Origin of the sequence: Pseudomonas sp. PGPPP1 (assembly GCF_002255865.1) — a bacterium.
Lineage (GTDB): Bacteria > Pseudomonadota > Gammaproteobacteria > Pseudomonadales > Pseudomonadaceae > Aquipseudomonas > Aquipseudomonas cremoris.
Genome location: NZ_NKIG01000049.1, coordinates 1 through 26,086, shown reverse-complemented (window position 1 = coordinate 26,086; position 26,086 = coordinate 1). Strand labels below are relative to the sequence as shown.

Sequence of the window (26,086 nt, the reverse complement as noted above, 5' to 3'; positions counted from 1 at the left end):
AGCAACGACAGTGCTTCTTTTACGAAGCCGCGGCTTAGACTGATCAAAGCGGAGATGGCGACGATTGCAACAATCGCCCAATCAACCCAGGTAAATGGCACGTTTGAGCCTACGGACAGATAAGGCGCCGCATTTTAGCAGAGCGCCGGGCTATCGGTAAGCGGTGATTGTCGATGCCTTGCAAATCAGTAGTTTGTGGCGTGCCAACTCCATTTCAACCCCACCCTAAAACCAATGTGGGAGCTGGCTTGCCTGCGATGAGGCCAGCACATTCAACATCACTGTCGACTGCACCACCGCCATCGCAGGCAAGCCAGCTCCCACTTTTGACCTGCACTCCAACTGGAACTCGCGAAAATCAGCCGCGCTCAGGCTGGAAGCGAGTCACGAACCCCTTCAGATTCTGCTGGCGATCCAGCAAATCCCGCAGGCGATCCGCCTCGGCACGCTCAATCAGCGGCCCGATAAATACCCGGTTCTTACCATCCGCACTGCGGATATAGGCGTTATAGCCCTGACTACGCAGCTTTTTTTGCAGCGCCTCGGCACCATCACGATTACCGAGGCTTGCGACCTGGATCGACCAACTGATCGGCAGGCCATTAGGGTCGATACGGCTCTGGCCCACGTCTGGCTTGCCCGGTGCCGCAGGTTGCGGCGCCACTGGCTTGGATGCCGGCGCCGGCGCAGCGGGCTTGGCCGCTACGGTCGGCGCGGGTGCCGGCTTGACCACCGGTACGCTTGGCTGCACGGGCATAGACGGCGCCTGCTGCGCCGCCACTTCATCAGCGCTCGGAACCGGCTCATCTTCCGGCAAGGCCTGCGGCTCGGGCACTACCACGGGCTCAACCTGCACTTGCGGCACCGCTGGCGCCTGTGGCGCGGTAGGCGCCTCGACGATGACCTGGCGCTCTTCGTCCTGACGGGAAAACAACATCGGCAAGAAGATCACTGCCAACGCCACCAGAACCAGGGCTCCGACCATCCGCTGCTTGTAAGCGCTATCCAGTAATGCCATGTGCAGCTTCCTCCGTGGAGCGCCGGGCCAACCACTCTAGCGCCTCGGCAACACAATAAAATGATCCGAACAACAGAATTTCGTCGTCAGGCGTGGCAACCGCACACTGTGCCTCAAGGGCAGCGGTAACGCTTGCATACGACGCCACAGGCGCACCAAGGTTCTGCAAAGCAACCTCCAGCTCGGCGGCCGGGCGACTGCGTGGCGAATCGAGCGGCGCCACGGCCCAAGCCTCGACATTGCTAAGCAAAGGTGCAACCACACCCTCCAAGTCCTTATCGGCCAGCAAACCGAATACCGCAAGGCGACGACCGACCGGCGGCGTGCGCGACAAGCGTTGCGCCAGGTATTCGGCCGCATGAGGGTTATGCCCAACATCCAGCAACAGGTTCAGGCGCTTACCCTGCCACTTGTAAGCGCGACGATCCAGGCGCCCGACCACACGGGTCGCCAGCAAGGTCGCGGCAATCTGCCCGGCATTCCACGGCAGGTCCAACAGCAAGTAGGCCTGCAGCGCGAGCGCGGCGTTTTCCATGGGCAGGTTGAGCAGCGGCAGGTCGCGTAACTCTACCGACTGACCACTTGCATCCTGACCGCGCCATTGCCAGTGCCGGTCACCGATTTCAAGATTGAATTCGCGGCCCCGCAGGAAAAACGGGCAATCCAGTTCGCGCACCTTGTCGAGCAAGGTATGCGGCGGGTCAATATCACCACACAGCGCCGGCTTGCCCTGACGGAAGATCCCGGCCTTTTCATAGGCCACAGACTCGCGGGTATTGCCCAGGTAATCGGCATGGTCCACGCCGATGCTGGTCACCAGCGCGACGTCGGCATCCACCACGTTGACCGTATCCAGACGCCCGCCCAGGCCGACTTCCAGAACGACCACATCCAGTTGCGCACGCTCGAACAGCCAGAACGCCGCCAGGGTGCCCATCTCGAAATAAGTCAGGGAAATTTCGCCACGCCCGGCATCGAGTGCGGCGAAGGCTTCACAGAGTTGCTCGTCAGTGGCTTCGACGCCATTGAGCTGCACCCGCTCGTTGTAACGCAGCAAGTGCGGGGAATTGTACACGCCGACTTTCAGCCCTTGGGCTTGCAGCAGCGCGGCGACAAAGGCGCAGGTAGAGCCTTTGCCGTTGGTGCCGGTCACCGTGATTACTCGCGGTGCCGGGCGGCCCAACCCAAGGCGGGCCGCTACCTGTTGCGAGCGCTCCAGGCCCATGTCGATGGCGGACGGATGCAACTGCTCAAGGTAGGCGAGCCATTCGCCGAGGGTACGTTGGGTCATAGGTTTGCAGGCACCGGCGGCACGACGATCGGTTCAACTTTAGGCGCGACGTACACAGGCGTCGGCAAACCCATCATTTGCGCCAGCAGGTTGCCCAGGCGTGGACGCAGCTCACCGCGCGGGATGATCAGGTCGATGGCACCGTGCTCCAGCAGGAACTCGCTACGCTGGAAGCCTTCCGGCAGCTTTTCACGCACGGTCTGCTCGATCACGCGCGGGCCAGCAAAGCCGATCAGGGCCTTTGGCTCGCCGACGATCACGTCACCCAACATCGCCAGGCTCGCGGAAACGCCGCCGTAGACCGGGTCGGTCAGCACGGAGATGAACGGGATACCTTCTTCACGCAGACGCGCCAGCACCGCAGAGGTCTTGGCCATTTGCATCAGCGAGATCAGGGCTTCCTGCATCCGCGCACCACCGGAGGCGGCGAAGCAGATCATCGGGCAACGATTTTCCAGGGCGTAGTTGGCGGCGCGAACAAAACGCTCACCGACGATGGCACCCATGGAGCCGCCCATGAAGGAGAACTCGAACGCCGAGACCACCACCGGCATGCCCAGCAGCTTGCCGCTGACGGAGATCAGTGCGTCTTTCTCACCGGTCTGCTTCTGCGCGCCGACCAGACGGTCCTTGTACTTCTTGCTGTCGCGGAACTTGAGACGGTCAACCGGCTCCAGGTCTGCGCCCAGCTCGTTACGGCCGTCGGCGTCGAGGAAGATGTCGATGCGGGCGCGGGCGCCGATACGCATGTGGTGGTTGCACTTAGGGCAAACATCCAGGGTCTTTTCCAGCTCCGGGCGATACAGCACCGCGTCGCAGGATGGGCATTTGTGCCACAGACCTTCAGGAACCGAGCTTTTTTTCACCTCGGAACGCATGATCGAAGGGATCAGTTTGTCTACTAACCAGTTGCTCATGCTTTCTTTCTCCAGTACCGGTGGCTTGAACACAGCCCCGCGTATGCCCTTGAGCTAAATTCATATGTGGCGATGACGCATGCAGGACGGGGTCAGACGTTCGACCTGCCTTTTCCCGCATGCGCCCTCAGCCTTCCAGACAACCTGCCGAGCAGGGTTGCCACTTCGTTTCCGGGCCACTCACAGGCGGCGCCGGGCTGTTTTACACAGTGGTAGTTATGGACGGCGGCAGACTGCCAGCCGTCACATCCCGACACTGCTGTCGCGCACAGCCTGCATGAATGCGCGAATCTTGTTGTGATCCTTGATGCCCTTGCCCTGCTCTACCCCACCGCTGACATCCACGGCATACGGACGAACCTGCTCGATCGCCGCCCCGACATTCGCGGGGTTGAGCCCCCCGGCCAGGATGATCGGCTTGCTCAAGCCCTCGGGAATCAGCGTCCAGTCAAACGCCTCACCGGTACCACCGGGCACGCCTTCGACATAGGTATCCAGCAGAATTCCGCGAGCGCCGGTGTAGGCAGCACAGGCAGCGGCGATGTCATCCCCGGCCTTTACGCGCAGCGCCTTGATGTACGGGCGTTGGTAGCTCTCACACTCATCAGGACTTTCGTCACCGTGAAACTGCAGCATGTCCAGCGGTACGGCATCCAGGGTTTCGTTGAGTTCACAGCGGCTGGCGTTGACGAACAACCCGACGGTGGTCACAAACGGCGGCAGTGCAGCGATGATCGCCCGAGCCTGCAACACGTTCACCGCCCGCGGACTCTTGGCATAAAACACAAAGCCGATCGCATCCGCCCCCGCCGCGACTGCCGCCAGCGCGTCTTCTATGCGGGTAATCCCGCAAATCTTGCTGCGAACGGCTGGCATATCGTGAAAACCCCAGGGATTGGACCGAGAAAGTCCCGGATGGTAACAAAAGCTTTTCCGGGCGTCAGCCGCCAAGTTCGCTGAAACCTGTGAGGAAGTGTGGCCCGATGAAACGTTCCGGCAGCTCGAACTCGTCGCGGTACTCCACATCCACCAGATACAGGCCGAATGGATGCGCCGTCACACCGCCGGTACGACGAATGCGGCTTTCCAGTACTTCCTTGGCCCACTCCACCGGACGCTCGCCGGTACCGATAGTCATCAATACCCCGGCAATGTTGCGCACCATATGGTGCAGGAACGCCCCGGCGCGGATATCCAGCACAATCATCTTGCCGTGGCGGGTTACCCGCAGGTGGTGGACTTCCTTGATCGGCGACTTGGCCTGGCACTGGCCGGCGCGGAAGGCACTGAAATCATGCACACCCACCAGGTGCTGCGCGGCCTCGGCCATGCGCTCGGCGTCTAGCGGGCGGTGGTTCCAGGTAATTTCTTCGTTCAGGTGCGCCGGGCGAATCTGGTCGTTGTAGATCACATAGCGATAACGCCGGGCGATGGCCTTGAAGCGCGCATGAAAATGCGCGGGCATGACCTTGGCCCAACTGACGCTGACGTCATGGGGCAAATTGATATTAGCGCCCATCACCCACGCCTTCATCGTGCGTTCGGCCTGGGTATCGAAGTGCACCACCTGGCCACACGCATGCACACCAGCATCGGTACGCCCGGCGCACATCAGCGATACTGGCGAATCGGCGACCTTCGACAGCGCCTTTTCCAGGGTTTCCTGCACCGTCAGCACGCCGGATGCCTGACGCTGCCAGCCGCGATAGCGAGAACCTTTGTATTCCACGCCCAAGGCGATGCGGTAAAAGCCTGCAGCCGCCATTTCGGCGGCCGCGTTATCTATATTTGCCAAGAACTGAGAGCCTGATGAGTTGCGCAAAGGCGCACATTATGCCGATTTGTAGGGACGCTGGCTTGCCCGGTTTCCACGAAAAGCAAAACGGCGACCCAAAGGTCGCCGTCGCGCCAACAACCGATGATTACGCCAATCGACCGAGCATTTCCTTGGCCTCGCCACGCTGGGACTCATCACCCTCGGTCAACACTTCAGACAAGATGTCCCGTGCACCGTCCGCATCACCCATATCGATATAGGCCTGGGCCAGGTCGAGTTTGGTGGCAACCTCATCGGTGCCCGACAGGAAATCGAATTCCGGCTCATCCCCGCCCAACGCCGCGTCTTCAGCGGTAAAGGATGGCTCGATGGACGGATGCTCAAGGCTCTGGGACAGTCGATCCAGCTCAGCATTGACATCATCCAGTTCCGACGCGAAGGCGTCCGGCTGGGCAGCCACTTCCGGCTCGTCCGCCAGGGACAGGTCGAAATCTTCCGGCAGGTCGAAATCATCCAGCGCCGCTGGAGTCAGGGTCGGCGGCTCGACAACGGACACATCTTTCATCTGGTCTTCCAGACCCGAGAGGAAGTCATCGTCCGAACGCGTCGAAGCTGGCGCATCCAATTGCAGATCCAGGTCCAGGTCGAAGTCCGACAAGTCGTCCGGGCTGACCTTGGCTTCGGTCTGCTCCTGTAGAAGCGATTCAAACGTCTGCTGATCGTCTTTGACTTCGGCAGGCGATGCGGCTTCCAAATCGTCCAGGCTCAGGTCGAAATCAGTGTCGAATGCCTCTGGCTCTGGCGCCGGGGCAGCCGGTTTGTCTTCCAACAGGTCCTTGACGTATTGAGCGTCCAACGCAGCAGCAGCAACCGCAGCGCTGACACCTGCCGCCAACACGGCCATGGCCGGGAAGCGCGACTTGAGCTGCTCGACCTGGGCGTGGTTGTCGCCATTGGCCACCAGTTGACGCTCCTGGGTGACAAAACCGTCCTTGTCGCCCTGCAGGCCGTAGACCTCCATCAGCTTCAAACGCAGATCGCTACGCTTGGGCTCATGCTTGATTGCCTGCTCCAGCACGTCAGCCGCCTGGTTCAGATGGCCACGATCGATATGGGACTGGGCTTGTGCCAGCGCATCACTAGAGTTTTGCGGCGCGACAGCAACTGCCAGCGGCGCCAGCACGGAAGCAACGGTTGGCACCACGACGGCCGGTTCAACCACTGGTGCAGGCGCAGGCGCAGCTGCTAGCTTGACGCTCGGCGGTGGCACTTCGAGCCCCTCAAAGCTGTCCGGCGGCAGGTCGTGATCGATATTCGAGGCAAACTCAGGCTCTTCAGCCAGGGCCCGCGCCATGCGCAGGTGTTTTTCCTCTTCGCGGCGGGCATTGCGATGACGTGCCCACAACAGCAGGAGCAACAGCACCAGCAGGCCGGCGGCACCGCCAACCACACCGAGGATGATCGGGTTGGTCAGCAGGTCGTTGAATTTACCTTCCGGGGTGGCAGCGGGTGCCACTTCAGGCTTGACCGGTTCGACAGCAGGCGCGGCAGGTGCCGCGGTGGCTGTGGCAGCAGGCGTCGACGCAGGATCACCGGCCAACTGAGCCGGCATCGCTGCCGCAGCCGCCCCGCTGGTGTCGCCTTTTTCAGCCTGCAAACGGGCGAGTTGATCGTTTTTCAGTTGAATCAGCTTTTGCAACTTGTCCAACTGACTTTGCAAATCTGCCGCGCGACTTTTCAATTCTTCGTTGTCGCGACGAGTGGTGTCGAGTTGCTCTTGGGTCATCGCCAGCTTGTCGTTCAAGGAGGAGCTGTCCCCTGCCTTGCCCTTGGCACCCTTCTTCGCCGCTTCGGCAGAGACCAGGCTCAGGTTGTCCTTAGCGCTGGTGCTCGACGGCGCATTGCCAGGCTGGGTGCGCTTGGTTGCGTCCAATTGCTGCTTGCCCGCTGCCTGGTTGGTGGCCGAGCGACGACCCTGACGCCAAGCAGCGTTTTGCGCGGTCACTTCGGCAATCGCCTGGGACTGCGACAAGCTGGTCGCTTGAACGCGATCCGGCAGGCGCAGCACCTGGCCGGTCTTCAGGCGGTTGATGTTGCCATCGATAAACGCGTCCGGGTTCAGCGCCTGGATAGCCAGCATGGTCTGCTGGACCGACGCGCCATTGCGGTTCTTCTCGGCAATTTCCCACAAGGTATCGCGCGACGTGGTGGTGTGCTGGGCAGCCTTGCTACCGGCAGGCGCGGTGCTTGCCGGCGCGCTCAAGCGTGGCGCGGGCGCAGCGGCGGCCGGTGCCGGCTGCTCGAATTTAGCTGGATCGAGCAGCACGCTGTAGTCACGCATCAACCGGCCGTTGGGCCACTGCACCTGCAACAGGAAGCGTACGTAGGAATCCGGCAGCGGCTTGCTGGAAGTGACGCGCACCACACTGCGCCCACTCGGGTTGATCACCGGAGTAAACGTCAGGTCATTCAGAAACGCCTGGCGATCAACGCCGGCATCCACAAACGCCTGGGACGACGCCAGGCTCGGTGTGATCTCGGAAGCCGTGAGGCCACCCACATCGAGCAATTCGATTTCCACCGACAAAGGCTGGTTCAACTTCGACTTGAGGGTCATTTCCCCCAGCTGCAGCGCCTGCGCCATACCGGAGGACAGCGCCGAGGCGGCCGCTATTGCTAACACCAGTTTGCGAACTTGAACCATAGCCTCATCCTTTGTTTGAACACTCCCCGGCCTGCGAGAAGGTTGGTAACCGCTGCCATAAGGCATGGCGAGCCGATAGGTCACCGACGCGCTTCTATTCCTGCTTGGGGCCAAGCATAGCGCCTGGTTAGAATCAATCTACAAATTGCCGCCAAGTATCTTTTACACAAGGTCTTTTATCAACAACTGCGCCAGCTGTACGGCGTTAAGGGCAGCCCCTTTGCGTACGTTATCTGACGTCAGCCACAGATTTAGTTCCGCCGGATCGTCCACCCCTGCACGAACCCGTCCTACATACACAACGTCCTGGCCCACCGCATCGCCAACCGCTGTCGGGTAATCGCCCTCTTCGACCAGCTCTATACCCGGCGCCGCATCGAGAACGCGATTCACCGCGGAGAGGTCGACCGGTGCGCCCAATTGCAGCGACACAGTCAGGCTATCGCCAAAAAACACCGGGGCTTGAATGCAGGTTGCGGAAATCTTTAGCAAAGGAGTTTCCAGTACGGCACGCAGTTCATGTACGAGACGTTTCTCCAGGGCCGTATGACCTTGTGCATCTGGCGTGCCGACTTGTGCCAACAGGTTGAAGGCAACCTGACGATCAAAGAACTGAGGCTCCATCGGGCGCACGTTCAACAGCTCAGCCGTTTGCCGAGCCAACTCGCTGACCGCTTCACGGCCCAAGGCCGACATTGCAAGGTTGGCGGTGACGCTCACACGCTGGATGTCCAGCAAACCGCGCAACGGGGCCAGCACCACCGCAAGGTTGGTGGCGGACGGGCTTGGGCTGCTGAGCTGGAAAGGCTTTTTCAGGCGGCTCAGGACGTGAGCATTAGCCTCCGGGACAACCTGAGGCGCCTGATCAGCCGGCAACGCGCCCGACAGGTCGATCACCGCGCAACCGGCCGCCGTGGCGCGCGGGGCAAAACTGAGGGTCACTGCCGGCCCCGCAGCAAAAAACGCCAGCTGCACCTTTTTGAAATCAAACTCGTCAACTTCCTTGACCCGCACGTTCTTGCCACGAAACGGTACCGACGCGCCGGCAGAGTTGCTGCCCGCCAACAAATGCAAGGTGCCCACCGGGAAGTCCAGCTCTTCGAGAATCTGCACCAGGGTTTCACCAACGGTGCCGGTGGCGCCGATCACGGCGATTTCAAAGGTCTGGGTCATGGGGCTGCCTCGGGCATTGCGGGGGGAGCGGCACTTTACCGGGTGGTGGGGGGTGAGGCAATTGGCCCAGTTATAGTGATGTGGCTGATGGCCCCATCGCAGGCAAGCCAGCTCCCACACTTGAATGTATTCACACGTCAACATGTGGGAGCTGGCTTGCCTGCGATGTCGGCCTCAAGGGCAACAAAAAACCCGCGCCTGTCACCAGAGCGCGGGTTTCTCTTACTGCCTCAAGCGATCAACGCTCCAGCAGAATCCGCAGCATGCGACGCAGCGGTTCGGCCGCGCCCCACAGCAGTTGGTCGCCAACGGTGAACGCACCGAGGAACTGGCTGCCCATGTTCAGCTTGCGCAGACGGCCAACCGGTACATTCAGGGTACCGGTAACCTTGGTCGGGCTCAGTTCCTGCATGCTGATATCGCGGTTGTTCGGCACCAGCTTGACCCATGGGTTGTGCTGGCTGATCAGCCCTTCGATGTCGGCGATCGGCACGTCTTTGTTCAACTTGATGGTCAGCGCCTGGCTGTGGCAGCGCATGGCGCCGATACGTACGCAGATGCCGTCCACCGGGATCGGGCTCTTGAAGCGACCGAGGATCTTGTTGGTCTCGGCTTGGGCCTTCCACTCTTCGCGGCTCTGGCCGTTCGGCAGTTCTTTGTCGATCCATGGGATCAGGCTACCGGCCAACGGCACGCCGAAGTTTTCAGTCGGGTAGGCGTCGCTGCGCATGGCCTCGGCCACACGGCGGTCAATGTCGAGGATTGCGCTGGCAGGGTCTGCCAGTTGATCGGCAACGGCTGCGTGGGTCGCGCCCATCTGCTTGATCAGCTCACGCATGTTCTGCGCGCCGGCACCGGAGGCCGCCTGATAAGTCATGGCGCTCATCCACTCAACCAGACCGGCTTCGAACAAGCCGCCCAGGCCCATCAGCATCAGGCTGACGGTGCAGTTGCCGCCGACGTAGTTCTTGGTACCGGCATCCAATTGCTGGTCGATGACCTTGCGGTTCACCGGGTCCAGGATGATCACGGCGTCGTCCTGCATACGCAGGCTCGATGCCGCGTCGATCCAGTAACCCTGCCAGCCCGCTTCACGCAGCTTGGGGAAGACTTCACTGGTGTAGTCGCCGCCCTGGCAGGTCAAAATCACGTCGAGGGTTTTCAGCTCTTCAATGTTGTAGGCGTCCTTGAGCGGGGCGATATCCTTGCCCACGGACGGCCCTTGGCCACCAACGTTCGAAGTGGTGAAAAACACCGGCTCAATAAGATCGAAATCCTGCTCTTCCAGCATCCGCTGCATGAGCACGGAACCGACCATACCGCGCCAACCGATCAGACCTACACGTTTCATCGCAACTACACCTTGTTAAAAAGTGGGCCGCCTTGCAGCAACAACTGCAAGCGGGCCCGAGAGATTACAGATTCTGCAGCGCGGCGACTACTGCGTCGCCCATTTCTTGCGTACCGACCTTGGTGCAACCCTGCGACCAGATGTCGCCGGTGCGCAGGCCCTGGTCCAGCACCAGGCTGACGGCCTTCTCGATGGCGTCTGCAGCGTCGCCGAGATTGAAGCTGTAACGCAGCATCATCGAGACCGACAAAATGGTCGCCAGCGGGTTGGCAATGCCCTGGCCCGCGATATCCGGCGCCGAACCATGGCAAGGCTCGTACATGCCCTTGTTGTTAGTGTCCAGGGACGCCGACGGCAGCATGCCGATAGAGCCGGTGAGCATCGAGGCCTGGTCAGACAGAATGTCGCCGAACAGGTTGTCGGTGACGATCACGTCGAACTGCTTCGGCGCACGCACCAGTTGCATGGCAGCGTTGTCGACGTACATGTGGCTCAGTTCGACGTCCGGGTAGTCCTTGGCCACTTCTTCGACGATTTCACGCCACAGTTGGCTGGAAGCCAGTACGTTGGCCTTGTCGACCGAGCAGACCTTCTTGCCACGCACGCGCGCCATGTCGAAACCGACACGGGCGATACGGCGAATTTCGCTCTCGCTGTACGGCAGGGTGTCGTAAGCCTGGCGCTCACCATTCTCCAACTCACGCACGCCACGTGGCGAGCCGAAGTAGATACCGCCGGTCAGCTCACGCACGATCAGGATGTCCAGGCCCGCGACCACTTCCGGCTTGAGGCTCGACGCGTCAGCCAGTTGCGGGTAGAGGATCGCCGGGCGCAGGTTGCCGAACAGGCCCAGTTGCGCCCGGATTTTCAGCAGGCCGCGCTCAGGGCGGATATCACGTTCGATCTTGTCCCATTTCGGGCCACCCACGGCGCCAAGCAGCACAGCGTCGGCAGCACGGGCACGGTCCAGGGTTTCATCAGCCAGCGGCACGCCGTGCTTGTCGATGGCCGCGCCACCGATCACGTCGTGGCTCAGTTCGAAGCCCAGGCTGTACTTGGTGTTGGCCAATTCCAGGACCTTGACCGCTTCGGCCATGATTTCCGGACCAATACCGTCGCCAGGGAGAATCAGAATCTGCTTGCTCATGCGTTCCTCATTTCATCAAGCGACCTGCCCGCAGGCAGGTCGGGAAAAATTGATCAGCGTTCGGCGAAGACCACCAGCACGTCGGTGCTGAAGGTGCCGTCGGCTTGAATTTCGTAATAGTCGCGTACTTCCTGGCCCATCGCCTTTTGCAGCTCAAGGATTGCAGCGCGCAACACTTCTGGCGTGCGCATGCGCTCGACCCACGAGGTGTATTCCAGGCGCAGGCGTTGACGGCTGCTGGTGCGCACATGCAAACCGGACTCGCTGAGCTGCTGCATCCATTCGGCGGCGGAGTAATCGCGCACATGGCTGGTATCGCGCAGCACTTCGACGGTTTGCAGGTAAGTGTCCAACAGCGGGCTGCCCGGTGACAAGACGTCCACAAAGGCCGCCACACCACCCGGTTTGAGCACGCGGCGCACTTCGCGCAAGGCCACGCCGAGATCGCTCCAGTGGTGGGCCGAGTAGCGGCTGAACACGAAGTCGAACTCGCCATCGGCAAACGGCAGGCGTTCGGCGGCGCCGTGCACGGTGCGAATGTTGCCCAGGCCACGATCAACCGCAGCGGCGGCGACCACGTCGAGCATCTGTTGGGACAGGTCGTAGGCCACCACTTCTTTGACCAGTGGCGCCACATGGAAGCTCACATGCCCGGCACCGCAGCCCAAATCCAGCAGTCGTGCACTGCCCTGCCCGGCCAGCTCGGCCTGCAGCAGCGCAAATTCGGTGCCTTGGGCGTGCACGGCACTGCTCAGGTAGGCCGAGGCTTGCTCGCCGAATTGTTTTTGCACGACTTGGGTATGGGCGGTGTTGGTCATGGTGATTTTCCTTGGGTTTTGGGGTGGCTGTACTGCCGCTATCGCAGGCAAGCCAGCTCCCACAGTTGACCGAGTCGTTCAGGAGAACACCGATCAATGTGGGAGCCGGGCTTGCCCGCGATGGGGCCAGGCCGATCTACCCAAAATTACGCGTCGCGAAACAACCAAGGCTGGCTCGCCCGGTGCTTGGCCTCAAACGCGGCAATCGCATCGCCGTCCTGCAAGGTCAGGCCAATGTCGTCCAGACCGTTGATCAGGCAGTGCTTACGGAAAGCGTCCACTTCAAAGTGATACACCTTGCCATCCGGGCGAGTCACGGTTTGCGCGGCCAGGTCGACGGTCAACTGGTAGCCTTCTTCGGCTTCCACCTGCTTGAACAACTCATCCACTTCTTCATCGGTCAAGATGATCGGCAACAAACCGTTCTTGAAACTGTTGTTGAAGAAGATGTCGGCGTAGCTCGGCGCGATGATGCTGCGAAAGCCATATTCTTCCAGGGCCCACGGTGCGTGCTCACGGCTGGAGCCGCAACCGAAGTTTTCCCGCGCCAGCAACACGCTGGCGCCTTGGTAACGTTCGGCGTTGAGCACGAAGTCTTTGTTTAGTGGGCGCTTGGAGTTGTCCTGGTAGGCGTAGCCCACATCCAGGTAACGCCACTCGTCGAACAGGTTCGGGCCGAAACCGGTGCGCTTGATCGACTTCAAGAACTGCTTGGGGATGATCTGGTCGGTGTCCACGTTGGCACGGTCCAACGGCGCGACTAAACCTGTGTGTTGTGTAAAAGCACGCATCGGGTATTCCTCAGATCAATTCGCGAACGTCGATGAAACGACCGTTGACGGCCGCCGCAGCAGCCATGGCCGGGCTGACCAGGTGAGTACGCCCACCGGCGCCCTGACGCCCTTCGAAGTTACGGTTGGAGGTGGACGCGCAATGCTCGCCCGACTCCAAACGGTCCGGGTTCATCGCCAGGCACATGGAGCAACCCGGCTCACGCCATTCAAAACCGGCTTCGAGGAAGATCTTGTCCAGGCCTTCGGCTTCGGCTTGCGCTTTGACCAGGCCCGAACCCGGCACCACGATGGCTTGCTTGATGGTCGAAGCCACTTTGCGGCCCTTGGCGATCACTGCTGCGGCGCGCAGGTCTTCAATCCGCGAATTGGTGCAAGAACCGATGAACACGCGGTCCAACTGGATGTCGGTAATCGCTTGGTTGGCGTGCAAGCCCATGTACTTCAAGGCGCGCTCGATGGAACCGCGCTTGACCAGGTCAGCTTCTTTAGCCGGGTCCGGCACGTTCTGATCAACCGCCAACACCATTTCCGGCGACGTGCCCCAGCTGACTTGCGGCTTGATCTGGGCAGCGTCCAGTTCAACCACGGTGTCGAACACCGCGTCGGCGTCGGAGACCAAGTCTTTCCAAGCCTCTACCGCTGCATCCCAATCGGCGCCCGCCGGTGCAAATGGACGGCCTTTAACGTACTCGACGGTCTTTTCGTCCGCTGCCACCATGCCCACACGAGCACCGGCTTCGATGGACATGTTGCAGATGGTCATGCGGCCTTCGATGGACAGGTCGCGGATCGCGCTGCCTGCGAATTCGATGGCGTGGCCGTTACCGCCGGCGGTGCCGATCTTGCCGATCACGGCGAGGACGATGTCCTTGGCGGTTACACCAAACGGCAACGTGCCTTCGACGGACACCAGCATGTTCTTCATTTTCTTGGCGACCAGGCACTGGGTGGCGAACACATGCTCCACCTCGGACGTGCCGATGCCATGGGCCAAGGCGCCAAAGGCACCGTGGGTGGAGGTGTGGGAGTCACCGCAGACCACGGTCATGCCCGGCAAGGTCGCACCTTGCTCCGGGCCGATCACGTGGACGATCCCTTGACGCACGTCATTCATCTTGAATTCGGTGATGCCATATTCGTCGCAATAGTCGTCGAGGGTCTGTACCTGCAAGCGCGACACGGTATCGACAATGGCGTCGATACCGCCCTTGCGCTCAGGGGTGGTCGGCACGTTGTGGTCAGGGGTGGCGATGATGGAGTCGACGCGCCACGGCTTACGCCCGGCCAGCCGCAGGCCTTCGAACGCTTGGGGCGAGGTCACTTCATGGATGATGTGACGGTCGATATAGATCAGCGACGAGCCATCGTCGCGCCGTTTCACTTCATGGGAATCCCAAAGCTTGTCGTAAAGCGTTTTGCCGGCCATCAGTCGGTCCTCATCAGCGGTCTTTCTATGCCCCGGGTCTTGAGACATTCAATAACCCTTTGGCTTGTGAGGCTGATGGTATGGCGCTACATTAAATAACTCAAATTCATATTTTTTATGCTTTGGATTACCAACTGGAATACCACAATGGACCTGGCCAACCTCAATGCCTTTATCGCCATCGCCGAGACCGGCAGCTTCTCCGGTGCCGGCGAACGTTTGCACCTGACCCAACCGGCCATTAGCAAGCGCATCGCCGGTTTGGAGCAACAATTAAAGGTACGCCTGTTTGATCGCCTGGGCCGTGAAGTCGGCTTGACCGAGGCCGGGCGGGCCCTCTTGCCACGCGCCTACCAGATCCTAAACGTGCTGGACGACACCCGACGCGCGCTCACCAACCTCACCGGCGAAGTCAGCGGGCGCCTGACCTTGGCCACCAGCCACCACATTGGCCTGCATCGCTTGCCGCCGATTCTGCGCACCTTTACCCGGGAGTACCCCAACGTCGCGCTGGATATTCAGTTCCTGGATTCGGAAGTGGCCTACGAAGAAATCCTCCACGGCCGCGCAGAAGTAGCGGTAATTACCCTGGCGCCCGACCCTCATCATCTCGTGCGCGCGACACCGGTCTGGGATGACCCGCTGGACTTTGTCGTCGCACCGGAACACAGCCTGACCCTCAATGGCAGGGTCAGCCTGGCCGATATTGCCGGGCACCCGGCTGTTTTCCCCGGAGGGAACACCTTTACGCACCATATTGTCAGCCGATTGTTCGAAGCCCAGGGCCTAACTCCAAACATCGCGATGAGCACTAACTACTTGGAAACTATCAAGATGATGGTGTCGATCGGCCTGGCCTGGAGCGTTTTGCCGCGCACTATGCTTGATGATCAGGTGGCAAGTATCGCTTTGCCGGGCATACAGCTCAGTCGCCAGCTAGGCTATATCGTGCACACCGAAAGGACGCTGTCGAACGCTGCGCGGGCTTTCATGAGCCTATTGGATGCACAGGTCGATCTGCCAGGGATACCGGCATGAAGCTGTGCGGCCTCAAGGTCTGAATAAAACCGCGCCTTACGCCCATCGAGCCAAGGCCCTTTGATAATGCGCAACCCCGTCGATTCCGTACCACCTTTGCCTCGCATTTACGCCCTTGACCCTCAAGAGGCGGAGCAAAGTTGGGACAGCGCTCCGCAGTTGCTGGCGGCCCTCAACGCCGCCCGGCTGGGCGCGTGGTGCTGGGAAATCGACACCGGGAAAATCAGCTGGTCACGGGGCACCCAGGCGTTGTTCGGTTTTGACCCTCGCCAGCCCTTGCCAAAGGATCTGGACTATCTCGACCTGCTGGCCCCGGCCGACCGCGCTCGCGTAGTGCGAGCGTTTCACGCGGTATTGGCGGGCGAACCGTTCGAACACGCGATGCGCCATCGCATCCAGTGGCCTGACGGCACGCATCATTGGCTGGAGATCAATGGCAGCCTGGCGCCGGACAAGACTGGCCGGCGCCGAATGATCGGCGTGATCCGCGAGATTACCCACCAACGCGAGCGGGAAAACGCCCTCGGCCACTCCGAAAAACGCTTCGCCACGCTGTTCCACCTGTGCCCAAACATGGTGCTGCTGACCCGCCAGGCCGATGGCTTGATCAGCGAAGCCAACCAATATTTCGAGATCCACTTTGGTTGGCCGGTCGCCGACGCCATCGGTCGCACCACCCTGGACCTGGGCCTGTGGCGCCACCCCGAGCAACGCGCGCAGTTGGTCAAGGCCACCCAACGCAAGGGCGAGCCGATCACCATGGAGGTGCAGTTTTGCGCCAGCAATGGCCAGATCCACGACGGCACCCTCAGTGCGCAAAAGGTGGAACTGGAGGGCGAGGCTTACCTGATCAGCACGTTTCTCGACACCACCGACCGCAAGAATGCCGAGCAAGCGCTCAAGGACAGCCAGGAGCGCCTCGACCTGGCCCTGGATTCCGCACAGCTGGGCACCTGGGACTGGCATATCCCCACCGGCATGCTCTATGGCTCGGCTCGCGCCGCCCAGCTGCATGGTTTGCCGCCCGAGCCATTCCACGAATCCTTCGATGCATTCTTCGAGGGCATGCCCAATGAAGAACGCGACAATATGCGCAACGCCTATCGCACCCTGCGCGAAGGCCCGGCCGGCAACTACCAACTGACCTACCGCGTGCAAATGGAAGATGGCAGCTCGCGCTACCTCGAAAGCCGTGCCCGCCTGTATCGCGACGAGCAAGGCGCCCCCCTGCGCATGGCGGGCACGCTGCTGGACATCACTGACCAGGTGGAGCGCGAACAACGCCTCACTGCCTCGGAAGAAAAATTCGCCAGCCTGTTCCAGGCCAGTCCCGACCCGATCTGCGTCACCGATCTGGAGAGCGGCGTGTTTATCGAAATCAACCCGGCCTTCACCCAGACCTTTGGCTGGGCGGCCGCCGAAGTCATCGACAAGAGTGCCGAGCAGATCGGCCTGTGGGATGAGTCAAGCAAGCGCCTGCAACGCATCGAGCGGGTGATACGCGAACAGGCCCTGAGCAATGTGGCGATTGTGGCCCATCACAAGAACGGCCAAAGCCTGACCTGCGTGATATCCAGCCGCCAGATCAAGGTTGGCGATCGACCGTGCATCGTCACCACGTTGCGCGATATCACCCAGCAACAGCGCTCAGAGGCAGCGCTCAAGGCCAGCGAGGAGAAATTCGCCAAGGCGTTCCATTCCAGCCCCGACGCGATCTCCATCACCGAGCGCGACACTGGCCGCTATGTCGAGGTCAATGACGGTTTCTGTCGCCTCACCGGCTATCGCGCCGAAGAAGCCATCGGCCTCACTCTTTACCAGATCGGTATCTGGGCCGATGAAAACCAGCGCGCCGCGCTATTGGCCGAACTGCAGATCAAGGGGCGCATTCGCCATCTGGAAATGCTTTGGCACAACAAGCGTGGCGAGGTGCTGCCGGTGGAGGTGTCCGTCGAGCCAATCACCCTGAACGAAACGCCCTGCCTACTGCTGACCGCACGGGACGTAAGCCTGCTGAAAAACGCCCAGGCGCAGATCCGCCACCTGGCTTACCACGACCCGCTGACCAATCTGCCCAACCGCGCACTGCTGATGGACCGCCTGAGCCAGCAGATCGCGCTGCTCAAACGTCACAACTTGCGCGGCGCGCTGCTGTTTCTCGACCTTGACCATTTCAAGCACATCAACGATTCCCTCGGCCACCCGGTGGGCGATACGGTGCTGAAGATCGTCACCGCACGCCTGGAAGCCAGCGTGCGCATGGAAGACACCGTGGCACGCCTGGGCGGCGATGAATTTGTGGTGCTACTCAGTGGGCTGGACGGCTCGCGCGCGCAAGTCAGCGCCCAGGTGCAGGAACTGGCGGACACCCTGCGCGAGTTGCTCTCGGAACCGATGTTCCTGGACGGCCATCGTTTGCAGGTCACCCCGAGCATTGGCGTAGCGCTGATCCCCGACCACGGCTCCACCCCGGCAGACCTGCTCAAGCGTGCGGACATCGCGCTGTACCGCGCCAAGGATTCGGGGCGCAACACCACCCAGATGTTTCACAACAGCATGCAGAAAACCGCCAGCGAACGCCTGCGCATGGAAACCGACCTGCGACTGGCCCTGTCACGCGGCGAGTTCAGTGTGAATTACCAGCCTCAGGTTGACGCGCGCGGCAACAAAATCGTCGGCGCCGAGGCCTTGGTGCGCTGGCAGCACCCGCAACTGGGTGCCCAGTCACCAACGGAATTTATCAAGGTGCTTGAGGACAGCGGCCTGATCCTCGAAGTGGGCACCTGGATTCTCGACGAAGCCTGCGCCGCTTTCGAAAAACTCATCGCAGACGGCCTGGTGGATCCACTGAACTTCAGCCTATGCGTAAACATCAGCCCTCGGCAGTTCCGCCAGAACGATTTCGTGGAGCGCGTGGAGCGCAGCCTCAAGCAACACTCGCTGCCCTACAGCCTGCTGAAACTGGAGATCACCGAAGGCATCGTGATTCAAAACCTTGACGACACCATCGGCAAAATGCGCCGCCTCAAGAAGCTCGGCGTCAGCTTTGCCATGGATGACTTTGGCACCGGCTATTCATCACTCACCTACCTCAAGCGCCTGCCGGTGGATGCGCTGAAAATCGATCAATCCTTTGTACGCGATGCCACCCATGACCCCAACGACGCGGAGATCATCCGTGCCATCGTGGCCATGGCCCGCAGCCTGAATCTGGAAGTGATTGCCGAAGGCGTGGAAACCCCAGAGCAACTGGCTTTCCTGCAAAAGCAGGGCTGCCACTTGTACCAGGGTTATTTGCACAGCCGGCCATTGCCGATAGAGGGGTTCCGGGCGTTGCTGGGGTAGCCGCTACACCAATGTCAGCGCCCTTAGACCGCCGCGCATCCAACGCGACGACGCCAGATCAAGTGGCAACCCATAGAGGTCCAGCGTCCCATTGATCACTGCGACAGAGTGGGCGCTGTCGGCCAGGGTGCCCACCGCCCCACCCGCCAGCGCTTCAACCGTGCTCTCACGCAGGTAACCGTAGAGTCCAAGGCGTCGAAGTGCCTCACCGGGATGCTCGCCGTCATTGAGGGTTTCCAGGGCTACCGAGTAGCTTTGCCTGCCACGGAAGTCGTTGTTCTCCCATTGCGCCCGCTTGGCGCTGACGGCGTAGAGGAAGTTGGCGTAGTCCAGCAATTGAGGGTCAGTGCCACGAAAGGTCGACGCAGCGGCGGCCTGACGCACTTCATCGTGGGTCAACTGCACGCGGAATGAGTCGCGCATGAGCACGTCAAACCCCTGCTCGGTGACCTGGATATGCTTATAGATCCCGCTGGGGACCTGGCCGAACCGGATAATGGCTGCCTTGATCGCCGATACCGTGACGCAATTGCTTTGCACGCCTTGGTAGAACCCATCCCAGATCTTTCCAGAATCCGTGCTGGCCGCAACATGAGTCACCTTCCAGCCATCGTTGGGGAGCGATTGCTTGTCATTGAACAACGTGTATCCGTAGCCCCGGTCCACGTGCCGCTGCTCACCGTAGTCATGCAAGACGCCCTCATTTACCAGTGCCGCGCCACGGTTATGGGTTTCCAGCACGCCTACTGCGTCCTTTCCCGTCAATTCGCTCACCGGAACAAAGCTGGAAAGCCCGAACACACCCATGCCCTGCATACAGCGTTGGGCTGTTTCACCCTCGATGGTCCTGGCCAAGGCCGCTTCAAACGTCGAGTAGCCTCCGGTCAATTGCTTGCGCTTCACAAAGGCGGCGAACACCACGTTGGCAGTGGCGACAGACTCACCGTCTTCACCGGTAAACCTGGAAGCCTGCGCCGCCTGGTTCAACTCATGACGAGACAGGTGAACCTTGAACTCGTCTTTCATAGTGATGGAATAGCCATCACCGGAAGGCTGGATCTGATCAAACATGTCCGCCAGGCGTTGACCCAACGTCATCATCATCATTTTGATAACAGCGGCGTGGGTGCTGCAGTCAAAGTTTTCACCAAATCGTCTTTGGGAGACACTGAACGCGTCGATGGCACTGACGGCTGGCGGTGCACCGGCGCGGTAGAAAAAATCGGTTTGAGGGCCCCCCGCCATAACCGAACGGCCCATCATCGAGATACTCATCTTGCTACCTCCTGCTTGTGTAGAACATGCGACCAGGGCGCTCAACTCGCAAACTGGTTGATGGCCTTGAGGCGCTGGCCGCATGAGTGACATTCCCACCATCAAACCAACGCGATGGCGTCCCCTCGTGTCGGCGCCGACCCTTGCTTGCCCCACAATTCTTCGCGACCGTTGATAACGGCCACCGAATGCCCGGTACGATTGCACATGCCTAGCTGACCATTGGCAAGTTCTCGCACGCTGACCTGCCGCATATGCTTACTCAACCCTAATCGCAGGAAGCCTTCACCAGGATCGACCTCATCTTCCCCATCGTTCAAACTGTGGACACCGGCTTCAAAACTCCGGTACGCCGTACCATCGTTGTTTTCCATGTGCGCGCGCTTTGCACTGACCGCAAAAAGGAATTGCGCGTCCTTGAGCATGCCCGCGTCAGGGCCGACAAATCGCGAACCTCGCGCGCCCACCGCCAACTCTCGGTCTGTGAGGGTCAAGACATAGTCGTCGCGCATAATGACTCGATAACCGCTGCGTTCCCTCCTCACCTCCTTGAAGATATCGGTAGGGCTTTGGCCAAATTTGTACATGGCGGCTTTGATGGCCGAGACCGTTACACAGTTGCCGTCAGGCCCTTGGCGGAAGCCACTCCAGATATTTCCAGGTTTGGCACCCTTTCGTTTATCGGACAGCCCCGGAATATGCGTAGCAACCTCGGGCCTTGGTTGTTCAGGCTCTGGCATGACCCGAGGTTTGATCTCGGGTTTGGGAGAGATGTCCGGAACGACCTTGTCTTTTTTGTCCGAGATGAGATTAATCAACTGGGTGAAAAACGAAGTAAACAACGCCACCAAGGTATTGATAGCAGCCGGTTTGTCGCCAACCGTCGCAGAACCGAGTGGCTCTTTTACCCGCGTCGTCGAAGCATAATCAATCCCGACCAGGGTGCCGGGTGGCACGACCTCATTGGTCGCAACCAGGGCGTTAGGCGCCAACACCTGACGCACGTCCACTACACGAGCAACGCTTTTAATAGAACAACACGTCATGAAAACCTCCGTGATTAAGAGCCTCCCCGGACGGCTATCCGGGAAGGCGCTGCCTTTATCAAAGGAATTGAAATACAGGCTGACGTTTCAGGTCTTGAGCCATGCGCGGTGCTTGAAACCCGGACTGTTAAGCTCTCCTCGATCAATCCCGGGGGCAGGGCTGGTCAACTCAGGCTGAGGTTGGGGCAGGTCTGGATTTACTTTTGGCTTTGCATCGTTATCGGGAATGACCTTTGGTAAGGGCTGCGGCATCACGCCTGGCTTAGGCGCGGTGTCGTCTTTAGGCGCTACGTTAGGTTTGGTATCCGTCTGCGGCACGACCTTGGGTGCAGGTTGTGGCGTCACACCGGGTTGGGGGGTGGCGTCGGGTTTTGGCGCTACGTTTGGCGTGGTATCCGTCTGCGGCACGACCTTGGGTGCAGGTTGTGGCGTCACACCGGGTTGGGGGGTGGCGTCCGGTTTTGGCACTACGTTTGGCGTGGTATCCGTCTGCGGCACGACCTTGGGTGCAGGTTGTGGCGTCACACTTACATCGGCTGCAACTCTTGGCCTCAAGCCGTTGTCATGCTCCGATTTGGTGTCGGGACAATGACAGTGGTTAACGTTTACTTCGACCTTGACCTGCGCGTTGGCGTCATTGGTCACATTGACAACCGGTTTGGGTACGGCGGGCAGCACTGGAACTGTCGGTCCAGGTAGCACGGGCCTTAGCCGACCATGATCAGCTTGCACCTGCGGATGTAGACCTGCATCAGGCTTCACCATCGGTTGTGGGCCGGCATCAGGCTTCACCATCGGTTGTGGGCCTGCATCAGGCTTCACCTTCGGTTGTGGATCTGCATCAGGCTTTACCATCGGTTGTGGGCCTGCATCAGGCTTCACCATCGGCTGTAGGCCTGCATCAGGTTTTACTTTCGGCGACCTCTCAGCGTCGGGTAATACATCGGGGGTTATATTCTTTCCGGCGAACATTTCACGCATGGTTTTGAAAACCAGCTCAAGCATGTCGAATAACTTGGTAAATGCACCTGAATTGAATAACACCTCATTGTGTGCCCCTTTGGCATTGTCATTACGCACAGGAACATGAACACCTCCAGAGTGATGAGAAGAGGCTGTTTGATTCACCCCAGTTGCTGTCGCTGGCAACACCGGGCGCTCCATGGGCGAGGTATCAACTTTGACGAAGGGCGAGTTATTAATCGATAAAGACATTCTTGGGTTCCTTAAATCAGCGCGGCCTGACTCCGTTAGTGGACCAGGTCAGCGATAGCCTTGATGAACTGCAAACAACAACGCTGCTTCACAGTCATTACTTTCGTGGACAGTGGTGCTATCGAGTTCCAGAAATCGCGCTTCACATAAGGAAACCAAACAGAATTTTCAGACTTTTCCCCATGACTCTTTCTTAAAGCCCTTTAATCACGCCTTCCAAGCCTGCCTCGTGAGACACACACGCTAATAAACCGTAAAGCAAGCAACTCTCCGATATAATTACAAGACCAGCACAGATAACCACTCTGGTATTTCGCGCACGCAAATAATACCTGCCGCCCATAAGCAAAATACAAAATCTATCTCACAGAAAAAAACAACCGATATTACATACCGTCTTATTTTGCCCCTAAAAAAATCGCACCTCTCTCAATGTTTCAAACCGATATTAAAATAACGCCATCTCCCATTAACAAAACACCCTATCGCTAATAGCTAGGCGAACTTAACTTCCCGTTCAACGCAAAATGCCCCGCATCAAACGATACGGGGCATTTTCTTGAAACATAGGATTCGCTTAAAGAGCGCATCCACTTCGCTCAAGGCCATTCAAGCGTTGCAGCTTATGACTCAGATTGCTGCGGATGAGCCATCCCCAGCAAGCGACTGACCTGCTCAAGCCCCGTCTCCCGACGCAGCGCTGTGAACAGCTCCACCGCTTCCGGGTAGTTACGGGTCAGCATCGCCAGCCATTGCTTCAAGCGGCCCGGCGCCTGCTTTTCAGTCAGTTGGGCCACCGACTGCGTCCAGAAGTCCTGGAGCATGGGCTGCATCTGTGCCCAGGTCATCTCAACCACCTCTTCGCCTGCTCGTGCGGCGGCGATCTGCCGCGCCAGGTCAGGGCGCGCCACCAAACCACGACCGAGCATGATGTCTTCGGCACCGCTGACTTCACGGCAACGCTTCCAATCGTCAACGCACCAGATATCGCCGTTGGCGAATACCGGCACCTTGACCACATCCTGCACGCGCGGAATCCACTCCCAGTGGGCAGGCGGCTTGTAGCCATCGGTCTTGGTACGCGCATGCACCACGATATGCGCCGCGCCACCTTCGGCCAAGGCCGTGGCACAGACCAACGCGCCGTCCGGGCTGTCGAAGCCCAGGCGCATTTTGGCGGTCACCGGGATATGGGCCGGAACAGCGCGGCGCACGTGCTCGACGATCTGGTTGAGCAACTCCGGCTCCTTGAGCAACACCGCGCCACCCCGGGATTTATTCACGGTCTTGGCCGGGCAGCCGAAGTTCAGGTCGATCACCTGGGAGCCCAACTCGCAGGCCAAGGCAGCGTTTTCCGCGAGACACACAGGGTCTGAGCCGAGCAATTGCACACGCAACGGCACGCCCGCAGCGGTGTGGGCGCCATGCAGCAGTTCCGGGGCGAGTTTGTGAAAGTAGGCTGGGGTGAGCAGGCGGTCGTTGACGCGAATAAATTCGGTCACGCACCAGTCAATACCGCCCACGCGGGTCAACACGTCCCGCAGGATGTTGTCGACCAACCCCTCCATGGGCGCCAAAGCAATTTGCATGGAAAACACTCAACAAAAATCGTGGCGCAGTTTACTGGGTTTCCTACGGCAACCGTTAACCCCCTGTCAGGGCGGGACCATAACCGTCGAGGAATTCCGCCGGCATGCGCTTGGGCTTGCCAGTGGACAGCTCGATGCAGACGAAGGTGGTTTGCGCGCGCAGCAGAGTCGCTCCGTCGCTAGGGCGGAACAGCTGGAAACGCCGGGTCATTTTCAGGCGCTGGTCCCAATCGACAATCCAGGTAGCGAGCTGGAGTTCGTCACCCTCGTAACCTGCCGCGAGGTAGTCGATCTCGTGGCGCACTACCGCCATGGCACGATCCAGCCGGCGGTACTCGGTAAGGTCCAGCCCCAGACGCTGGGAATGTCGCCAGGCGCAGCGCTCCAGCCAGGACACGTACACCGCATTATTAGCGTGCCCCAGGCCGTCGATGTCCTCTGCGCCAACCTGCAGATCGATGATAAACGGCGTTGTCAAATCCCAGCCCATGCCTTGCTCCCAGTCGATTAATCTCGGCGGGGCAGTGTATCAGGCCGTTTGCCGCTCCTGTAAACGACGACCCGCAAGCAACGCCAGCACACCTTCGATGACACGTGGGTCGGCCAATACCTTCTGGTGGCCACCCTGCTCCAGGCGCAGCAAGCGGCTGTCGAACCAGGCGTCATGGATCATTTGCGAGGCCTTGACCGACACAAAAGTGTCGTCCTCTGCATGCACGATCAGGCCAGGAATATTCATCTGATAGTGCGCGACGTCCAGATGCTTGAGCGGCATCCCCATCGCCAACTCGACTTCCTGGATAAACGCCGAGCGCGCCCTTGATGGCAAACCCACCATTCCGGCAAAACCACGCAGCACATCCAGAAACCGCGACGGCGCGGCGATACTCACCAGTGCCTCGGTACGCAAGCCCAATTGCACGGCCAGCATCGCACTGGCACCGCCCATGGAATGGCCGACCACCGCGTGCAGCGGTGGCAACTCGGCCGCCGCTTCGAGCATGGCCCGAGCGAACAGCAGCACATGCGCTTCACGCCCAGGCGAGCGACCGTGGGCAGGCCCATCCAATGCAATCACTGAATAACCGTTGTCGACCAGGGCCGTGATCAAGCTGGCGAACTGGGTCGGGCGCCCTTCCCAACCGTGCATCAGCAATACGGCAGGCCCTTGGCCCCAACGCAGCGCCGACAAGCCGAAACGCAGGGTGATGCGCTCCGATTGAGCCAACAGCGGCAACTCCCACTCACGCGGCGGCAAATCCCGAGGCGTCATGAAGGTACGACGCATTTTGCTGGCCACCGAATGCGGTGCCAGGCGGCCCACGGTGCCATTGAAACCACGAATCCATGTCAGTGCGCCCATGATCCAAACCCTCCTCAGCGCACCGCCGACTTGGCGGCGCGTAACACACGGTCAGAAAGCTCACCCGGGCCCAGGGCACGCGCCAAGGCCAAGCCACCGATCATCAACGCCATATCGGCCAGGGCCTTGTCGGTGTCTTCAGGGCTGACGGCGAGCTGCGCGGCCATCAGCTCGCAGTGCTCGTTCAGCGCCTGGCGAAACTCATCCGGCAAGCGGCTCATCTCGCCGACCGTTGCCGGGATCGGACAGGCGTGGACGGTTGAGTCGCGGTGCTTGCGAGACAAGTAGAACGCCGCCACCAAGCCTCTACGCTCTTCGCCGGTCAATTGGGCGTCCATATCGTCGATCGACGCGCGACGCCTGGCCAACAATTGCGTAAAGGCCTCCAGCATCAGCGCATCCTTGCTTTCGAAGTGCGCGTAGAACCCACCGACGGTCAGCCCCGCCGCCCCCATGACTTCACCGACACTCGGCTCAGCCGGTCCACGCTGGATCAACGCAGCGCTGGCGGCTTGCAAAATGCGTTCGCGGGTTTGCGCTTTTTTATCGCTCATCATTGCCTCCGATGTTCATGGATTGAATATTATTACCATAATAATATTTGGCAAGCGACAGGCATGACCATTGGTCAGAAGAGGAAGGGGAATTGGAAAGAGGATTGGCCAAACGCCAGTGTCCAGTCCTGAAATAGGTTTACACCTATTTCAGCCTCAAAACGCCCGATGCACCGCATCGGGCGTTTTGTATTTCAGCGATAGATGTGGCCGCTCGCTGTTATAGATCTGCACCGATTGATCCA

21 protein-coding genes and 1 pseudogene are annotated in these 26,086 nt (G+C 60.0%); 2 read left to right on the top strand and 20 right to left on the bottom strand.

The features are described from left to right. The 13 genes and pseudogenes from CFE47_RS30020 to leuC all read right to left on the bottom strand — a co-directional run. Positions 1-101 (bottom strand): annotated as a pseudogene (locus CFE47_RS30020) (CvpA family protein); the annotation flags it as partial. 257 nt (positions 102-358) lie between these two features. Continuing rightward, complete coding sequence (locus CFE47_RS30015) at positions 359-1,018, bottom strand: SPOR domain-containing protein (RefSeq protein WP_286842650.1); 660 nt, start codon at positions 1,016-1,018, stop codon at positions 359-361. After that, positions 1,002-2,309: a bifunctional tetrahydrofolate synthase/dihydrofolate synthase gene (gene folC / locus CFE47_RS30010; RefSeq protein WP_286842647.1), complete on the bottom strand. Its 1,308-nt coding sequence runs from the start codon at positions 2,307-2,309 to the stop codon at positions 1,002-1,004. The genes CFE47_RS30015 and folC overlap by 17 nt, the downstream gene beginning before the upstream one ends. Next, complete coding sequence (gene accD, locus CFE47_RS30005) at positions 2,306-3,226, bottom strand: acetyl-CoA carboxylase, carboxyltransferase subunit beta (protein ID WP_005789754.1); 921 nt, start codon at positions 3,224-3,226, stop codon at positions 2,306-2,308. Before accD ends, folC begins: the two co-directional genes overlap by 4 nt. Positions 3,227-3,469: 243 nt before the next feature. Next, a complete protein-coding gene (locus tag CFE47_RS30000) occupies positions 3,470-4,102 on the bottom strand; it encodes a phosphoribosylanthranilate isomerase (RefSeq protein WP_286842642.1) in 633 nt (210 codons plus the stop codon). 64 nt (positions 4,103-4,166) lie between these two features. After that, on the bottom strand, positions 4,167-4,991 hold the full coding sequence (truA, locus tag CFE47_RS29995; RefSeq protein ID WP_101272132.1) for a tRNA pseudouridine(38-40) synthase TruA: 825 nt from the start codon (positions 4,989-4,991) through the stop codon (positions 4,167-4,169). Between the two features lie 157 nt (positions 4,992-5,148). Then, a complete protein-coding gene (locus CFE47_RS29990) occupies positions 5,149-7,707 on the bottom strand; it encodes a FimV/HubP family polar landmark protein (protein WP_286842639.1) in 2,559 nt (852 codons plus the stop codon). Between the two features lie 162 nt (positions 7,708-7,869). Further along, positions 7,870-8,880: an aspartate-semialdehyde dehydrogenase gene (locus tag CFE47_RS29985; protein ID WP_286842637.1), complete on the bottom strand. Its 1,011-nt coding sequence runs from the start codon at positions 8,878-8,880 to the stop codon at positions 7,870-7,872. 238 nt (positions 8,881-9,118) lie between these two features. Further along, positions 9,119-10,231: an aspartate-semialdehyde dehydrogenase gene (gene asd, locus CFE47_RS29980; RefSeq protein ID WP_185704102.1), complete on the bottom strand. Its 1,113-nt coding sequence runs from the start codon at positions 10,229-10,231 to the stop codon at positions 9,119-9,121. 64 nt (positions 10,232-10,295) lie between these two features. Then, positions 10,296-11,378 carry a 3-isopropylmalate dehydrogenase gene (leuB, locus tag CFE47_RS29975; RefSeq protein WP_286842634.1) on the bottom strand — a complete coding sequence of 361 codons (1,083 nt, stop codon included), beginning with the start codon at positions 11,376-11,378 and terminating at the stop codon, positions 10,296-10,298. Positions 11,379-11,431: 53 nt separating this feature from the next. Further along, positions 11,432-12,196: a class I SAM-dependent methyltransferase gene (locus CFE47_RS29970; protein ID WP_286842632.1), complete on the bottom strand. Its 765-nt coding sequence runs from the start codon at positions 12,194-12,196 to the stop codon at positions 11,432-11,434. Between the two features lie 146 nt (positions 12,197-12,342). Beyond that, positions 12,343-12,987 (bottom strand): 3-isopropylmalate dehydratase small subunit, encoded by a 645-nt coding sequence (leuD, locus tag CFE47_RS29965; RefSeq protein WP_010209061.1) that lies wholly within the window; start codon positions 12,985-12,987, stop codon positions 12,343-12,345. 10 nt (positions 12,988-12,997) lie between these two features. After that, positions 12,998-14,416, bottom strand: coding sequence for a 3-isopropylmalate dehydratase large subunit (gene leuC, locus CFE47_RS29960; protein WP_286842628.1), 1,419 nt, complete (start codon positions 14,414-14,416; stop codon positions 12,998-13,000). Between the two features lie 147 nt (positions 14,417-14,563). On the opposite strand from leuC, the gene CFE47_RS29955 reads away from it, so the two are divergent. Further along, positions 14,564-15,454 (top strand): LysR family transcriptional regulator, encoded by an 891-nt coding sequence (locus CFE47_RS29955; protein ID WP_185704094.1) that lies wholly within the window; start codon positions 14,564-14,566, stop codon positions 15,452-15,454. Positions 15,455-15,520: 66 nt separating this feature from the next. Continuing rightward, entirely contained in the window at positions 15,521-18,799 is a 3,279-nt protein-coding gene (locus CFE47_RS29950; protein ID WP_286842625.1) for a sensor domain-containing protein, read from the top strand. 3 nt (positions 18,800-18,802) lie between these two features. Here the strand turns inward: CFE47_RS29950 and CFE47_RS29945 are convergent, their stop codons facing one another. The 7 genes from CFE47_RS29945 to CFE47_RS29915 all read right to left on the bottom strand — a co-directional run bounded on the left by CFE47_RS29945 (position 18,803) and on the right by CFE47_RS29915 (position 25,841). Beyond that, positions 18,803-20,074 carry a hypothetical protein gene (locus tag CFE47_RS29945; protein ID WP_286842622.1) on the bottom strand — a complete coding sequence of 424 codons (1,272 nt, stop codon included), beginning with the start codon at positions 20,072-20,074 and terminating at the stop codon, positions 18,803-18,805. 101 nt (positions 20,075-20,175) lie between these two features. Further along, positions 20,176-21,120 (bottom strand): hypothetical protein, encoded by a 945-nt coding sequence (locus tag CFE47_RS29940; RefSeq protein WP_286842619.1) that lies wholly within the window; start codon positions 21,118-21,120, stop codon positions 20,176-20,178. An 87-nt stretch (positions 21,121-21,207) separates the two neighbouring features. Continuing rightward, positions 21,208-22,335: a hypothetical protein gene (locus tag CFE47_RS29935; RefSeq protein ID WP_286842617.1), complete on the bottom strand. Its 1,128-nt coding sequence runs from the start codon at positions 22,333-22,335 to the stop codon at positions 21,208-21,210. Positions 22,336-22,958: 623 nt separating this feature from the next. Further along, positions 22,959-23,924 carry a tRNA dihydrouridine synthase gene (locus CFE47_RS29930; RefSeq protein WP_286842615.1) on the bottom strand — a complete coding sequence of 322 codons (966 nt, stop codon included), beginning with the start codon at positions 23,922-23,924 and terminating at the stop codon, positions 22,959-22,961. Between the two features lie 55 nt (positions 23,925-23,979). Further along, the gene (locus CFE47_RS29925; RefSeq protein ID WP_185704084.1) at positions 23,980-24,414 is read right to left on the bottom strand and encodes an acyl-CoA thioesterase; all 435 of its coding nucleotides are present in this window, start codon (positions 24,412-24,414) and stop codon (positions 23,980-23,982) included. Between the two features lie 39 nt (positions 24,415-24,453). Beyond that, complete coding sequence (locus CFE47_RS29920) at positions 24,454-25,287, bottom strand: alpha/beta hydrolase (RefSeq protein ID WP_286842613.1); 834 nt, start codon at positions 25,285-25,287, stop codon at positions 24,454-24,456. Between the two features lie 14 nt (positions 25,288-25,301). Then, positions 25,302-25,841 carry a TetR/AcrR family transcriptional regulator gene (locus CFE47_RS29915; protein ID WP_185704080.1) on the bottom strand — a complete coding sequence of 180 codons (540 nt, stop codon included), beginning with the start codon at positions 25,839-25,841 and terminating at the stop codon, positions 25,302-25,304. Between the last annotated feature and the right edge of the window lie 245 nt (positions 25,842-26,086).

Bases quoted from the DNA above. Each gene is read 5' to 3' on its own strand.
- CFE47_RS29950 (WP_286842625.1), top strand. From the start codon at position 15,521: ATGCGCAACCCCGTCGATTCCGTACCACCTTTGCCTCGCATTTACGCC.
- CFE47_RS30015 (WP_286842650.1), bottom strand. From the start codon at position 1,018: ATGGCATTACTGGATAGCGCTTACAAGCAGCGGATGGTCGGAGCCCTG.
- CFE47_RS29935 (WP_286842617.1), bottom strand. From the start codon at position 22,335: ATGTCTTTATCGATTAATAACTCGCCCTTCGTCAAAGTTGATACCTCG.
- CFE47_RS29920 (WP_286842613.1), bottom strand. From the start codon at position 25,287: ATGGGCGCACTGACATGGATTCGTGGTTTCAATGGCACCGTGGGCCGC.
- leuB (WP_286842634.1), bottom strand. From the start codon at position 11,378: ATGAGCAAGCAGATTCTGATTCTCCCTGGCGACGGTATTGGTCCGGAA.
- CFE47_RS29940 (WP_286842619.1), bottom strand. From the start codon at position 21,120: ATGACGTGTTGTTCTATTAAAAGCGTTGCTCGTGTAGTGGACGTGCGT.
- CFE47_RS29985 (WP_286842637.1), bottom strand. From the start codon at position 8,880: ATGACCCAGACCTTTGAAATCGCCGTGATCGGCGCCACCGGCACCGTT.
- CFE47_RS29915 (WP_185704080.1), bottom strand. From the start codon at position 25,841: ATGAGCGATAAAAAAGCGCAAACCCGCGAACGCATTTTGCAAGCCGCC.
- asd (WP_185704102.1), bottom strand. From the start codon at position 10,231: ATGAAACGTGTAGGTCTGATCGGTTGGCGCGGTATGGTCGGTTCCGTG.
- CFE47_RS29930 (WP_286842615.1), bottom strand. From the start codon at position 23,924: ATGCAAATTGCTTTGGCGCCCATGGAGGGGTTGGTCGACAACATCCTG.
- CFE47_RS29945 (WP_286842622.1), bottom strand. From the start codon at position 20,074: ATGAGTATCTCGATGATGGGCCGTTCGGTTATGGCGGGGGGCCCTCAA.
- CFE47_RS30000 (WP_286842642.1), bottom strand. From the start codon at position 4,102: ATGCCAGCCGTTCGCAGCAAGATTTGCGGGATTACCCGCATAGAAGAC.
- CFE47_RS29925 (WP_185704084.1), bottom strand. From the start codon at position 24,414: ATGGGCTGGGATTTGACAACGCCGTTTATCATCGATCTGCAGGTTGGC.
- truA (WP_101272132.1), bottom strand. From the start codon at position 4,991: ATGGCGGCTGCAGGCTTTTACCGCATCGCCTTGGGCGTGGAATACAAA.
- CFE47_RS29970 (WP_286842632.1), bottom strand. From the start codon at position 12,196: ATGACCAACACCGCCCATACCCAAGTCGTGCAAAAACAATTCGGCGAG.
- accD (WP_005789754.1), bottom strand. From the start codon at position 3,226: ATGAGCAACTGGTTAGTAGACAAACTGATCCCTTCGATCATGCGTTCC.
- folC (WP_286842647.1), bottom strand. From the start codon at position 2,309: ATGACCCAACGTACCCTCGGCGAATGGCTCGCCTACCTTGAGCAGTTG.
- leuC (WP_286842628.1), bottom strand. From the start codon at position 14,416: ATGGCCGGCAAAACGCTTTACGACAAGCTTTGGGATTCCCATGAAGTG.
- CFE47_RS29990 (WP_286842639.1), bottom strand. From the start codon at position 7,707: ATGGTTCAAGTTCGCAAACTGGTGTTAGCAATAGCGGCCGCCTCGGCG.
- CFE47_RS29955 (WP_185704094.1), top strand. From the start codon at position 14,564: ATGGACCTGGCCAACCTCAATGCCTTTATCGCCATCGCCGAGACCGGC.
- leuD (WP_010209061.1), bottom strand. From the start codon at position 12,987: ATGCGTGCTTTTACACAACACACAGGTTTAGTCGCGCCGTTGGACCGT.